Annotated in this window: 13 protein-coding genes; 5 read left to right on the plus strand and 8 right to left on the minus strand. The window is 68.7% G+C overall.

Annotation, left to right across the window (positions count from 1 at the left end):
- Positions 1-83 precede the first annotated feature (83 nt).
- Together GOARA_RS07675 and GOARA_RS07680 are read right to left on the minus strand one after the other, a co-directional pair.
- On the minus strand, positions 84-605 hold the full coding sequence (locus tag GOARA_RS07675) for a DUF2599 domain-containing protein (protein ID WP_007321770.1): 522 nt from the start codon (positions 603-605) through the stop codon (positions 84-86).
- Positions 605-2,194, minus strand: a complete 1,590-nt coding sequence (locus GOARA_RS07680) for a carboxylesterase/lipase family protein (protein WP_040522196.1) — start codon at positions 2,192-2,194, stop codon at positions 605-607. Before GOARA_RS07680 ends, GOARA_RS07675 begins: the two co-directional genes overlap by 1 nt.
- A gap of 88 nt (positions 2,195-2,282) precedes the next feature.
- On the opposite strand from GOARA_RS07680, the gene GOARA_RS07685 reads away from it, so the two are divergent.
- Positions 2,283-3,032, plus strand: coding sequence for a LamB/YcsF family protein (locus tag GOARA_RS07685; protein ID WP_007321772.1), 750 nt, complete (start codon positions 2,283-2,285; stop codon positions 3,030-3,032).
- A gap of 70 nt (positions 3,033-3,102) precedes the next feature.
- Here GOARA_RS07685 and rlmB read toward each other — a convergent pair whose 3' ends face one another.
- Genes rlmB through GOARA_RS07710 form a run of 5 tightly spaced genes read right to left on the minus strand, consistent with a single transcriptional unit; the run spans position 3,103 to position 7,183 of the window.
- Complete coding sequence (gene rlmB / locus GOARA_RS07690) at positions 3,103-4,056, minus strand: 23S rRNA (guanosine(2251)-2'-O)-methyltransferase RlmB (protein WP_007321773.1); 954 nt, start codon at positions 4,054-4,056, stop codon at positions 3,103-3,105.
- On the minus strand, positions 4,056-5,450 hold the full coding sequence (gene cysS, locus GOARA_RS07695; RefSeq protein WP_040522198.1) for a cysteine--tRNA ligase: 1,395 nt from the start codon (positions 5,448-5,450) through the stop codon (positions 4,056-4,058). The genes rlmB and cysS overlap by 1 nt, the downstream gene beginning before the upstream one ends.
- A gap of 11 nt (positions 5,451-5,461) precedes the next feature.
- Positions 5,462-5,983 (minus strand): 2-C-methyl-D-erythritol 2,4-cyclodiphosphate synthase, encoded by a 522-nt coding sequence (gene ispF / locus GOARA_RS07700; protein WP_007321775.1) that lies wholly within the window; start codon positions 5,981-5,983, stop codon positions 5,462-5,464.
- A 2-nt stretch (positions 5,984-5,985) separates the two neighbouring features.
- On the minus strand, positions 5,986-6,663 hold the full coding sequence (gene ispD / locus GOARA_RS07705; RefSeq protein WP_007321776.1) for a 2-C-methyl-D-erythritol 4-phosphate cytidylyltransferase: 678 nt from the start codon (positions 6,661-6,663) through the stop codon (positions 5,986-5,988).
- A gap of 31 nt (positions 6,664-6,694) precedes the next feature.
- The gene (locus GOARA_RS07710; RefSeq protein ID WP_007321777.1) at positions 6,695-7,183 is read right to left on the minus strand and encodes a CarD family transcriptional regulator; all 489 of its coding nucleotides are present in this window, start codon (positions 7,181-7,183) and stop codon (positions 6,695-6,697) included.
- Between the two features lie 316 nt (positions 7,184-7,499).
- On the opposite strand from GOARA_RS07710, the gene GOARA_RS07715 reads away from it, so the two are divergent.
- From GOARA_RS07715 to radA, 3 genes are all read left to right on the plus strand, one after another.
- On the plus strand, positions 7,500-8,120 hold the full coding sequence (locus tag GOARA_RS07715; protein ID WP_007321778.1) for a copper chaperone PCu(A)C domain-containing protein: 621 nt from the start codon (positions 7,500-7,502) through the stop codon (positions 8,118-8,120).
- A gap of 235 nt (positions 8,121-8,355) precedes the next feature.
- A complete protein-coding gene (locus tag GOARA_RS07720) occupies positions 8,356-10,176 on the plus strand; it encodes a YhgE/Pip family protein (RefSeq protein WP_007321779.1) in 1,821 nt (606 codons plus the stop codon).
- 86 nt (positions 10,177-10,262) lie between these two features.
- Positions 10,263-11,654, plus strand: a complete 1,392-nt coding sequence (radA, locus tag GOARA_RS07725) for a DNA repair protein RadA (protein ID WP_007321780.1) — start codon at positions 10,263-10,265, stop codon at positions 11,652-11,654.
- A gap of 3 nt (positions 11,655-11,657) precedes the next feature.
- Here radA and GOARA_RS07730 read toward each other — a convergent pair whose 3' ends face one another.
- Positions 11,658-12,227: a PaaI family thioesterase gene (locus GOARA_RS07730; protein ID WP_040522200.1), complete on the minus strand. Its 570-nt coding sequence runs from the start codon at positions 12,225-12,227 to the stop codon at positions 11,658-11,660.
- A 46-nt stretch (positions 12,228-12,273) separates the two neighbouring features.
- Between GOARA_RS07730 and disA the strand changes: the two genes are divergently transcribed.
- The gene (gene disA / locus GOARA_RS07735; protein WP_007321782.1) at positions 12,274-13,350 is read left to right on the plus strand and encodes a DNA integrity scanning diadenylate cyclase DisA; all 1,077 of its coding nucleotides are present in this window, start codon (positions 12,274-12,276) and stop codon (positions 13,348-13,350) included.
- The last annotated feature ends 3 nt before the right edge of the window (positions 13,351-13,353 follow it).

Genomic DNA, 13,353 nt, shown 5'->3' on the forward strand with positions numbered 1-13,353 from the left:
TATTCCACTCTTTGGGTGGTCGAGTGTCGGCGAGCCGCTGGGCGAGCCGGCGTAACGAGACTATGGCGAACCGCTCTCGCTCCCTACTCCTCGGGCGCACCCGGATTGCAGCGCGTCGCGATCATCTGGTCGTCGGTGACGACCGGCCTGCGCGGTTCGAGGTTCCACGACGGTTTGTCGGGCTGCACGGCCCGCGCCCAGATCCAGTGGCAGTCGAACTGGGCTCGCATGCCCTTCGACCGTGCCGAGAAGCCGTCGTAGCGCGTCGATTTCCTGACCACCTCGGCCCACGCCTTACCCTGCGCGTCGGGGGTGGTGACCCGCCGCCCGGCGGCCGTCGGGTACACCTGCAGACTCGGCCCGACCATCGTCTCGACCCAGACGGTGCGCGCGATGTACGGCGGTGGCAGGTAGACGACGGGCTCGCTCGGTGTCGCGTCACCGTCGTCGGAGTCAGCGGCGGTCGGCGACTCCTCGACGGATGGCACGGTCGCGACCGGCGTCGCGTCGGAGCCCCGGTCGCCGTCCGTTCCGCAGCCGACCGTGCCGAGCGTCGTCAGCGCCACCATCGCGACGAGCGCCGCGCGCCACCTGCGCAATCCCATCAAGCCAGCACTGTGCCGTGCGCCCGCATCCACGCCTCGCGGCGATGCGGGTACGGGTCGCGCACCATCCGCGAATGGACGTCGAAGACCATCAGGTCCCGGTTCTCGCTCGTGTACGGCGACCACTGCAGCTCGGGCGAGCCGGTACGGGCGAACGTCGTCCAGTGCCCCTGGATGACGCGCGTCAGCTTCCCCGTCGCCCGCCAATCGCCGACGGTCAGCCCGGCTCCGATGGCGGTCCGGAACGCACCGAAGACGGCGAACAGCTCGGTGGCGTGCGTCGCACCGAAACCGCTGGCGCGCAACACCTTCGTCGAGAAGTCGTAGCGGTACACGTAGGTCGGATTACCCGCGGCGGCATGTCCTTCGACGAACGGCACGGCCGGACCCCAGAAGATGGAGTCGCCGAGCATTCGCACCTGGTCACCGCGACGGCCGTCGCTGTACGCCTCGACCAGGGCCGCGCGCGCCGCGGCGTCGGCGACGCTGACGAAGATCTGCTCCGGCTCTGGCAGGAGGCCTTCCATCTTGTTGCGCTCCTTGCCGGGGAGCAGACTCATGCCGCGGGTGAAGAGCAGCGCTTCGTCGCGGTTGGTCCCGATGATGAGCGGCACCGCGTGGGTATTGCCGTCGCGCGCGGCGGCGTTGGGATGCTGCGGGAGGTAATCCGTACCGAAGACCGGCCCGAACGGGAGGAGTTCCCCGTTGCCGGAATGCGGGGCATACGCGGTCAAACGCTTGCCCGCCTTGTGCAGTTGCTGCGGGCTCGCGTTCTCAAGCAGTTCGCGCGCGCGAGCCGGATCGATCTCGGCACCGCCGCTGCCCATCCGGTAATCCGGGTCCGCCAACTGCTTGACGACCTCCTGCGCGAAGTGGTTCGCCACCTCGCGCGAGAAGTTGAGTTCGTTGGCCGGGCTCTGCGCGATCGCGCGCGTGAAGAGCCCTTTCGCCGCCGGGGTGGCCAGCAGCGCCGTGACCGACGACCCGCCGGCGCTCTCGCCGAAGACGGTGACGTTGTCCGGGTCGCCGCCGAACGCGGCGATGTTGCGCTGCACCCATTCCAGGCTCGCGACCTGGTCGCGCAGGCCGAGGTTGTCCTCGAAGGTCCGGCTGTCGTCGGAGTACTGCGAGAAGTCGAGGTACCCGAACGGGCCGAACCGGTACTGCACGGTCACGACCACCACGTCGCCGGCCTTGGCGAGCAGCGCCCCGTCGTAGAGCGGAGTGGCGGTGGTGCCGAGCAGGTAGGCGCCGCCATGGATGAACACCATGACGGGGCGGGGCGTGGCCGAAATGCGGTCCGGCGAGAAGACATTGAGCGTCAGGCAGTCCTCGCCGGTCGGCTGATACCGGCCAGGTCCGACCGCCGTGTACACCTTGTCCTGGATCTCGGCGGTGCCGTAGGCCTTCGCGTCGAGCTTGCCCTTCCACGGGGTCAGCGGCTGTGGCGCGCGGAAGCGCAACTCCCCGACGGGCGGCGCGGCGAACGGGATGCCCTTCCAGCTGATCGTTCCGGCACGACCGCGCTTGCCGCGCACACCGAGAACCAAGCCTTCGGCGGTGGCGATCAAGTCATTCATCGATGTCATGATTGCCAGCCTAAACCTCCGAGCCGGCCGATGGTTGCCGCGGCAAGCCCGCGACGGGGATTTCCCGACGGCAACTACCATCGATAACGTGGCAAGGACCATCGATCTCAACGCCGACCTCGGAGAGGGAGTCGGCGACGACGACGCCATGCTGACCGTTGTGACCAGCGCAAACGTCGCGTGCGGCTTCCATGCCGGCTCTCCGACGATCCTGGCGCAAACGTGTCGGGCGGCACAGGAGCGCGGCGTCGCGATCGGGGCGCAGGTGTCCTACCCCGACCGCGAGGGCTTCGGCCGGCGGTACATGGCGATGAATCCCGACGACCTCCGCTCCGACATCGTCTATCAGATCGGCGCCCTCGCCGCGCTGGCGTCGTCGACCGGCGCACGAGTCACCTACGTCAAACCGCACGGCGCCCTCTACAACACCGTGGTCGGCGACGAGGAGCAGGCGGCCGCGATCGTCGAAGCCGTCCGCTCGGTCAACCCGGAACTCGCGATCATGGGCCTGCCCGGCGCGGTGGTCCTCGAGCTGGCCCGCGACGCCGGGCTGCCGATCATCACCGAGGCCTTCGCCGACCGCGGATACCGCGCCGACGGGACGCTGGTTCCCCGCAGCGAGGCTGGCGCACTGCTCACCGATTCGGCCGAAATCGCCAGGCGCGTCGTCGAACTCGTCACGACCGGCACCATCGCGGCCGTGGACGGTTCGACCATCACCGTCGACGCGGAGTCGATCTGCCTGCACGGCGACACCCCGGGCGCGGTCGAGCACGCGCGCGCGACACGCGACGCGCTCATCACGGCCGGCGTCGACCTGGCCCCGATCACCCGCTGACCGGTCCAGCAACGTTTCGCCGAACCCTCACCGATCGAGGCGGGAACAGCGAAACGACGCTGGATCAGGGTCAGGATTGGCGACGCTGGCGGGCGAACTCGGCTAGCACCACGCCCGCGGCGACCGAGGCGTTGAGACTTTCGACGTCGCCGGCCATCGGGATCGAGAGCACCGAGTCGCACGTCTCACGGACCAGCCGGGACAAGCCCTTGCCCTCGGAGCCGACGACGATCACCGTCGGGCCGGTGCCGTCGTACTCGTCGAGGCTGACCGCCCCTTCGGTATCGAGTCCGACGATCTGCGCGCCCGCCTTGGCCCAATCCTTCAAGGTGCGGGTCAGGTTCGGCGCCTGTGCGACCGGCAGTCGCGCGGCCGCTCCGGCACTCGTCCGCCATGCCACCGCCGTCACGCTGGCGCTGCGTCGCTGCGGGATCAGCACGCCGTGCCCGCCGAAGGCGGCGACCGACCGGATGACGGCACCGAGATTTCGCGGATCGGTGATGTTGTCGAGCGCCACGAGCAACGGCGGTTGCCCCGACGCGAGTGCGTCGGCCATGACGTCGTCCGGATGGGCGTACACGTACGGCGGGACCTGCAGGCCGATCCCCTGATGCAGCCCGTTCGACGACATGCGGTCCAGTTCGTTGCGGGTCACCTCCAGGATCGAGATGCCCTTGGCGCCGGCCATCTGCACGGCCTCGGTGACCCGCTCGTCGGCCTCGACACCGGTGACCAGGTACAACGCCGTTGCCGGGACGCCTGCACGCAGGCATTCGACGACGGGATTGCGGCCGAGCACGTACTCGGGCCCGTCGTCGTCCTTGCGCGAGCGCCGCTGCGCGGTCTGCTTCTTCGCCGCGGCCTTTGCCCGCTTGTGGGCCGGGTGGTACACCCGGTCCTCGGCCTTGGGCGTGGCGCCGCGCGCTTCGAGACCACGACGGCGCTGACCGCCCGATCCGACCGTTTGCCCCTTCTTCGTCCCCGACTTGCGAACCGCGCCGCGTCGTTTGGAGTTACCGGCCATCACGCACCTGCCTCACGCAGCGACCACTGCGCACCGTCGGGGGTGTCGGTCACCTCGACACCCGCTTTCGCCAGCCGGTCGCGCACCTCGTCGGCGACCGCCCAGTCCTTGTCCGCCCGCGCCTGGGCGCGACGGTCAAGATCGGCCCGGACCAGCACATCGAGGGCGTCCATCGCGGCCGAATCATCTGCCGCGTCAACCCAATTCGGAGCCATCGGATCGACGCCGAGTATGTCCATCATCGCCCGTACCTGCGCGGCGATCTCGACGGCGGCGTCCCCGTCGCCGTTCTCCAGCGCGGTGTTTCCGGCCCGGACGGCGTTGTGGATCACCGCGAGACCGGCCGGCACGCCGAGATCGTCGTCGAGGGCGGCGGCGAACTCCGCGCTCACCCGGCCCACCGGCACCGGTGCGACACGCGAATCCACCCGGCGCACAAAGGCTTCCACGCGCTTGTACGCGGTAGCCGCCTCCTGCAGCGCACCGTCGGAGTATTCCAGCATCGACCGGTAGTGGGCGCTGCCGAGGTAGTACCGCATTTCGACCGGGCGCACCTTGCGCAGCATCTCCGGGATCGCGACGACGTTGCCGAGCGACTTGCTCATCTTCTCGCCGCTCATCGTCACCCAGCCGTTGTGCAGCCAGTACTGGGCGAACCCGTCGCCGGCGCCGTGGCTCTGCGCGATCTCGTTCTCATGATGCGGGAAGACCAGATCCATTCCGCCGCAATGGATGTCGAACTCCGGACCGAGAAGGCTGGTCGCCATCGCCGAGCATTCCAGGTGCCAGCCGGGGCGCCCGGGGCCCCACGGCGTATCCCACGAGGGCTCGCCCTCCTTGGCCGCTTTCCACAGCGTGAAGTCGCGCGGATCGCGCTTTCCGGTGCCCGCGCTCTCCCCCTGGTGCACGTCGTCGAGTTTGTGCCCCGACAGCGCGCCGTAGGTCGGGAGGCTCTGCACGTCGAAGTAGACGTTGCCGTCGGCGACGTAGGCGTGGCCGCGGTCGATCAGCCGTTGCATGTAGCCGATCATCTGCGGGATGAAGCCGGTGGCGCGCGGCTCGGCCGAGGGCGGCAGCACCCCGAGAGCGCGGTAGGCGTCGTCGAAGGCGCGTTCGTGGGTCGCCGCCCACTCCCACCAGGGCCGCCCGGCCTCGTCGGCCTTGCGCAGGATCTTGTCGTCGATGTCGGTGACGTTGCGAACGAAGAGCACGTCGTTGCCCTCATGCGCCAGCCAGCGCCGCAGGACGTCGAAGGCGATGCCGCTGCGGACGTGGCCGATGTGCGGAACACCCTGGACCGTCGCGCCGCACAGGTACACCGTCACCCGGCCGTCGGTCAACGGGCGGAACTCGCGGATGTCGCGGGTCGCGGTGTCATACAGGCGTAGGGTCACGACCTGCGATCCTACCGGTCGAGTCCGGGGTCGGTGCCGCCGCTGGACCCCACCGGTTCGCCGCCGCTCCCCGCGCCGGTGACGAGTGCGGTGGCCACGGCCGCGATACCCTCTCCGCGGCCGGTCAGCCCGAGACCGTCCGTGGTGGTCGCCGAGACCGAGACCGGTGCGCCGAGCGCCGCGGAGAGCACCGCCGACGCTTCCTCGCGCCGCGGGCCGATCCGCGGGCGATTGCCGACGACCTGCACCGCTCCATTCAGCACGACGAGCCCGGTCGCGGCCACCAGCTTCGCCACGTGGGCGAGCATCTCCGCGCCGGTCACCCCGTCCCATTCGGGTCGGCCGGCGCCGAACACGGAGCCGAGGTCGCCGAGCCCGGCGGCCGAGAGCACCGCGTCGCAGAGTGCGTGGGCGCCGACGTCACCGTCGGAATGCCCCTCGCACCCGTCGTCGTCGGGGAAGTGCAGGCCAACCATCCAGCACGGAACGCCAGGAGCGATCCGGTGCACGTCCGTGCCGATTCCCACTCGCATGGTCAATCCCAGCCTTTCGCGATGGCCCGCGCCAGCCGCAGGTCCCACGGGGTCGTGATCTTGAAGGCGTCCGGATCGCCCGCGACGACATGAACTCCGAAACCGGCTCGTTCGGCGAGCCCGGCGTCGTCGGTGGCGACTCCCCCGTCGGCGGCCAGGTACGCCTTCGCCAGCGCGTCGGCGTGGAAGCCCTGCGGTGTTTGCACTGCGCGCAGGACGGCACGGTCGACGGTTTCGATCACCGTGTCGTCGTCGACGCGCTTGAGCGTGTCGACGACGGGCAGCCCGGGTACGACGGCCGGGAACCCGGCGCGCAGGGCTTCGACCACCCTGTGGAACACGGCGGCCGGAGTGAACGGCCGGGCCGCGTCGTGGACGAGGACGAAATCACCGGCGACGTGGTTCAAACCGGCGCGAACCGAATCGGTGCGTTCGTCGCCGCCGGCGGTGACCACGATCGTCGCGGAGTCGATGCCGGCCAGGTCGGAGCGAACCGCGTCGATCAACTCGCCCGGCACCACGACGACGATCCGGTCGAGGTCCAGACCGTCCGCGGCGAGCACCGACGAAACCGTCCGGGCCAAGATCGTGGCCCCGCCGAGGTCGACGAACGCCTTCGGGCGGTCTTCACCGAGCCTTACCCCCGACCCCGCGGCCGGGATGATGACCGATGTCGACAAGTGCGGCTGCGCTGGATGGAAGTGAGCGCGCTCAGGAAGCGGCGGCCAGCACCTCGTCGAGAATGCTCGAGGCCTTCTCGTCGTCGGTGTTCTGAGCCAGCGACAGCTCGTCGACCAGGACGCGGCGCGCACGCGTCAGCATGCGCTTCTCGCCGGCCGACAGACCGCGGTCCTGCTCGCGCCGCCACAGGTCGCGCACGATCTCGGCGACCTTGATGATGTCGCCGGAGATCAGCTTCTCCTGGTTCGCCTTGAAGCGGCGCGCCCAGTTGGTGGGTTCCTCGGTGTGCGGCGCACGCAATACCTGGAAGACCTGGTCGAGACCTTCCGCGCCGACCACGTCGCGAACCCCGACGTACTCCAACTTCGAAGAGGGGATCTGGACGGTCATGTCACCGTCGGTGACCTTCAATACGAGGTATTCGACCTGCTCACCCTTGATGGTGCGGGTAACGATGTCCTCGACCCTCGCGGCACCATGGTGGGGGTACACAACGGTGTCGCCAACTTTGAAATTCATGAACTTAGCGCCCCTTTCAACTGAGGTAAGTCTAACACGCGGCCCGGACAGCCTTTGCACAACGGTGCAGGTCAAGCGGCTGTTGAGCCACCTTTCCGCTGGCCAGGGCGACTATCGCCACCTACTACCGACTGTGGTACAGCCCACCTGGGCCTCACGATGTGGCGCGGCGAGCCCGACCGCGGGAGAAGGAATTTTCGACGAATCTCGCTACCCCGGCGGACGGGACGCGGGCACGCCCACTACGCTGCGTAGTGAGGTTCCGGGTGGCTGACCACCCGCGGGAACCGTTGAGACCACCAGCTGGAGGATTACGGTGTCACTGCTCTCCCAGTCCGCGTTCGTCAAGCCGGTCGGCCGGCACCGCAAACTGCGCGGCGCGCTCGCCGTCGCCGTCGGCGCAGCCCTGGTCTTCGCCGGAACCGCATGCAGCGCGGGCCAGGTCTCCCAGACCGCGACCCAGGCGCCGGCGATCAACGGCGCGAACATGGACCTCGGCAAACTGGCCCTGCGCGACGTGCTCATCGTCTACCCGGATGCCGACGACCCGGCCAAGGTCTTCGCCGCGGGCGGCCCCTTCCAGCTCGCGTTCGTCGTCGCCAACGACGACCCGGTCAACGCCAGCAAGCTCGTCTCCATCAAGGCCCCGACCGGAACCGTCACGCTCTCGGGCAACACCACGGTTCCCGCCGGATTGGCACTGCGCGCCGGCACGCCGGACGGGATGACGGCCGCGCCGGGTCAGGAACTCCTGCAGGCGACCTTCACCAATGCGGGCAAGACCGTGGCCCCGGGCCTCGCTGTTCCGCTGGTCTTCACCTTCTCCACCCAGGGCAAGACCGAGACCGTCACCGTCGAGACCCCGGTCGACGCCGGTGCGACGCTGGAACGCAAAGACAAGGTCGAAGACCCCGGACACGGCGGCGGTCGCCACTGAGCGCACCGACTTTCCGATAGCCCCCTGAAGCGCCGTCGAGGGATCGCGTCCCCTCGGTGCCCTGCAGGACCATGTTTCATATTTCGTCCGCGACGCCATGTCGCGATAACCACCCGCGCCGCCTAGGCGGCACCCTAAGCTTGATTCTGAAACATCGGTGTTTCAGAATCTAGTGACGCTGCTCTCAATCCGACAGCGTCACACCACCACGGCCACCCGTCCTGAAAGCAGTGTCATGTCCTCTCCCACCCCACAGCCGCGCCTGCAACGATCTCGGGTCGCCCGCCTCGTCATCGCCGTCCTGGTCATGGTTCCCCTGGTGTTGTCCGCCGTCTACATGTGGGTCCTCTGGGATCCGACCAAGACCGTGAAGCACATGCCAGTCGCCATCGTCAACCAGGACGACGGGTTCACCGACGACGGCGGAACGACCAACGCCGGGCAACGCGTGACCGACAACCTCATCAAGTCGGGCTCGCTGGACTTCAAGCGGACCGACGTGAAGACCGCGTACGAGGGCTTGAGTTCCGACAAGTACTACTTCGTCATCGACATCCCCCGCGACTTCAGCAAGAACCTGAAGACGATCACGACTCCGGGTGCTGCCGCGTCGATGATCACGGTGACCTTCAACGACTACAACACGCTCAAGGCCTCCCAGATCGGCGGCTCGGCGATGGAGAAGATTCACCAGAGCGTCCTCAAGGGCATCGCGTCCACCACCGTCGGCGGTCTCGTCGACGGAGTCCAGAAACTCGGCGACGGTCTGCGGGCGGCTGCCGACGGCTCCGCCCAGATCGGCGACGGCACCCAGACCCTGAACAGCAGTGTCGCCAACGACCTGGTCCCCGGCGTCAAGAAGGCACGGGACGGTTCGGCGCAGCTCAGCGAGGGCGCGACCACCCTGGCCGAGGGACTGGTCACGCTGCAGAACGGCACCGACAAGCTAGGCAACGGCGCCACCCAGGTGGCCGACGGAATCGAACGCCTCACCTCGACCGCCAAGCTGGCCGAGCTGCAGGAGGCCATCAAGCAGGCCCAGGCCCTGTCGCCCGGCAACCCGCAGATCGCGAAGCTCGCCGAACTCATCGACGGTCTCTCCCGCCTGAAAGCGGGCAGTCGCGAGGTCGCCAACCAGCTGACCAGTCCGACCGCGCAGTACCGTAGCGGTGTCAACAAGCTGGTCGACGGCGGTGCCCGGCTGCAGGACGGAGCCTCGCGGCTGAGCACCGGCATGGTCGCCATCGACCAGGGCGTCGGCCGACTCGCCGACGGGACGCAGCGTCTGCAGGACGGGGCGGCCCGCCTCAACCAAGGCCTCTCCAACGGTGCCCAACAGGCCCCCGATTTCGGCGACGAGCAGGCGCGGGCGACACTCGCTCAGCTGATGGCCACGCCGGTCACCAAGGAGACCAACCACGTCGCCAAGGCCCAGTTCAGCGGACCCGGCGGCGCGCCGACGATTCTGCTGATCGCCTCGATGCTCGTGCCGATCATGGTGATCCTGACGTTCCGCGGGCACCGTTTCGTCACCGACAACGAGACCCCGCGCTCGCTGCGTAAGGTCGGCCGCCGCGCCCTCGCCGTGAGCGGCATCAGTCTCGGGGTGATGGTCCTGGTCGGCATCCTCGCCTTCGTCACGCGCGACCCGATGCCCGATCCGGCCAACATGGCTCAAGTCGTGGCGATAACGGCGGCCGCGACATTGATGAACGCCGCACTGGTCTCCGTGCTGTACACCTTGTTCGGCTACGTGGTCGGCACCCTGGCATCGCTGTCCTGGCTCATGCTGCAGTTGTTCTCCTACGGAGGCATCTGGATGGTCGAGACCGTTCCCAAGCCGTTCCAGTGGCTGCACCCGATCTCACCGCTGACCTATGTGCGCGACGGCTACATCGCCGCCTTCAACGGTGTGCCCGGATTCTGGTCCGCCCTGTTCACGTTGATCGTGATCGGGTTGATCGGACTCGCGCTCATGGTCGGCGCCACCAAGGTCCAGCGCACCCGCTACGAACGCGCACAGGGACTCGTGGCGACGCCCGCGCCAGCGATCTGACGGTCAGGGCGGCGTCCACCGACGCGCGGCCTCCCCGGCCGGCACGAGGCCGGGGAGTTGTCCGATGGTCCGTTTAGGCTGGCTTGGTGGCAGTTAAGACTCGAGCCGTCTACCGGTGCAGCGCCTGCGGGCACCAGCCGGCGAAGTGGGTTGGCCGCTGCCCGGAGTGCGGCGAGTGGGGCACCGTCGACGAAGCCGCCGTCGCGTCGACGAAGAGCCGCTCCGCCGCCAGCGTCGCACCCAGCAGCCCGGCGAAGCGCCTGACCGAGGTCGGTTCCGAAGCCGCCAGGGTCATCCCCACCGGCATCGGCGAATTCGACCGCGTCCTGGGCCGCGGCGTCGTGCCCGGGTCGGTGATCCTGCTGGCAGGCGAGCCCGGCGTCGGCAAGTCGACGCTGCTGCTGGAGGCCGCCAAACACTGGGCGCGCGGCGGGCGAAGGGCGCTCTACATCACCGGCGAGGAGTCGGCCGGGCAGGTCAGGCTGCGTGCCGAGCGGACCGACGCGGTCGACGAGAACGTCTACCTGGCCGCCGAATCCGACCTGGCAACGGTGCTCGGCCACGTCGCCGAAGTGGACCCGTCGCTGCTGATCGTCGACTCGGTGCAGACGATGGTGGCCACCGAGTCGGACGGAGTGCACGGCGGCGTCACGCAGATCCGCGCCGTCACCACGGCCTTGGTGTCGCTGGCGAAGAACAGCGGCGTCGCGGTCATCCTCGTCGGCCATGTCACCAAGGACGGCGCCGTAGCCGGACCGCGGTCGCTGGAACACCTCGTCGACGTCGTGCTGAGCTTCGAAGGCGACCGCCATTCTCCGTTGCGGATGGTGCGCGGGATCAAGAACCGCTTCGGCGCCGCCGACGAGGTGGGCTGTTTCGAGCAGCGCGACAACGGAATCCACCAGGTCACCGATCCGTCGGGGATCTTCTGGCACCAGCGTCAGGGCGACGTCACCGGTTCGGCCGTCCTGGTCACGATGGACGGCAAACGCGCCCTCGTCGGCGAGGTGCAGGCGCTGGCGAACGGCACCGACATGGCCAACCCCCGTCGCGCCGTCTCCGGTTTGGACAGCGCGCGCGTCGCGATGGTGCTGGCGGTGCTGCAAGCCCGCCTCGGCCTGGACAAGATCGGCAAGTCCGAGGTCTACGCGTCGACCGTCGGCGGCATGAAGGTCACCGAACCCGCCTCCGACCTGGCGATCGCCATGGCCGTAGCGTCGGTGGTCAAGGGTCGTACGATCCCGTTCACCACCGTGGCCATCGGCGAAGTGGGCCTCGCCGGGGAGGTACGGCCGGTCAGCGCGCTCACCCGGCGGCTGGCCGAGGCCAAACGGCTCGGCTTCCGTCACGCGGTCATTCCCGCCGCCGGTGCCGACCGCGAAGACCTGCCGCAGGGCATCCGCATCACCCGCGTCGCGAATCTCGCCGAGGCGGTCGACGCGTGCATGCCCGACGGCCGGCCGTCGGTCGACTTCTGACCGCTACGGACTCGAGTACTTGGCCCACCGCTGATGTTCGTCGGGCCGCTGCGAGTTCGCCACGTGCTCGGAGAAATGCTGGCGCGGGTCGATGCCGATGAAAAGGGCCTGGCTGGTGGCGACCGGCTTCGCCTCGCCCGCACCGTCGGGGCCGTCGATATACGCCGCGGAACTCGTGTAGACCTTGCGGCGCTGCTTGCCGAGGATCGTGGCGGTGAACCGCAACGACGATTCGATCGGGATCGGCTGGGCGAAGTCGATCTCCAGGTGACCGGTGACCACCGGCACCCCGATGAGCAGCGCGGTCGTGCCCATCACCTCGTCAAACGCCGCGGAGAGGATCCCGCCGTGAATCACGCCGGGGCCGCCCTCCATCCAGGATGCGACGTTCATCGTCGCCGTCGATCCGAGCCCCTCGCCGGCGGTCACCGTGACGTGCAAACCGTTGACGGCATCGTCGCCGCAGCCGTAGCAGAGCGCGTGGTGGAACCGGATGGGCTGTCCCGGCGGCGTCGCCTTGGGATGGCGGCTCAAGGGCTCAAGGTCGTCGGGTACTGCGAAACTGCCTCTCACAGACCGATAGTCTAGTTTCGCCACGCCTACCCGCTGGAGCGCACCCATGACCGCACCGATGTCCGACCTCACCCGGGAGACGCTTGCCCGCGTCGCACCGGGCACCCGCCTGCGCGACGGACTCGAGCGAATCTTGCGCGGCGGGACCGGCGCTCTCATCGTCCTCGGCCACGACAAGAACGTCGAGCGGATCTGCGACGGCGGGTTCCATCTCGACGTCGAATTCGCCCCGACCCGCCTCCGGGAGCTGGCGAAGATGGACGGCGCCCTGGTGCTCTCGACCGACGGCTCCCGGATCGTTCGGGCGAATGTGCAGCTCATGCCGGATCCGTCGCTGCCGACCGAGGAGTCGGGCACACGGCACCGCGCGGCCGAGCGCACCGCGATCCAGACCGGGTTTCCGGTGATCTCGGTCAGCGCGTCGATGTCGATCGTGAGCGTCTACGTCGACGGCACCCGGAAGGTCGTCGAGAGCCCCGATCCGATCCTGTCGCGCGCCAACGTCGCGCTGGCCACGCTGGAGCGCTACCGCTCCCGGCTCGACGAGGTGCTGGGCCAATTGTCGCGCTCGGAGATCGAGGACGACGTCACGCTTCGCGATGTCATGAGCGTCGCGCAGCGGATGGAAATGGTCCGACGGGTCTCCGACGAGATCGATCTCTACCTGCTGGAACTGGGCACCAACGGCCGACAGGTCCGCTTGCAGCGCGAAGAGCTCATCAGCGACAACGCCATCATGCGCGAACTGCTGGTCCGCGACTACTACGCGTCGCCGGAGCCTCCGACCATCAAGGAGCTGGAGCAGGCGCTGACGTCGATCGAGGCGCTCTCCGACGCCGACCTGCTCGACCTGTCGCTCATCGGCCGCTCCTTCGGCTACCCGACGACGGTCGAGGCGCTGGACATGGCGATGACTCCCCGCGGATACCGGTTGCTGGCGCGCATCTCCCGATTGCAGTTCGCCCACATCGACCGGCTCGTCGCCAATTTCGGGTCGTTGCAGGCGCTCCTGGCGAGTAGCGCGGCCGACCTGCAGGGTGTGGAAGGCATCGGCAGCATCTGGGCCAGGCACATCCGCGAGGGACTCTCCCGCCTCGCCGAGGTGAGCCTCGACCGGTTCTGACGT

It is taken from the genome of Gordonia araii NBRC 100433 (assembly GCF_000241265.1).
GTDB lineage: Bacteria > Actinomycetota > Actinomycetes > Mycobacteriales > Mycobacteriaceae > Gordonia > Gordonia araii.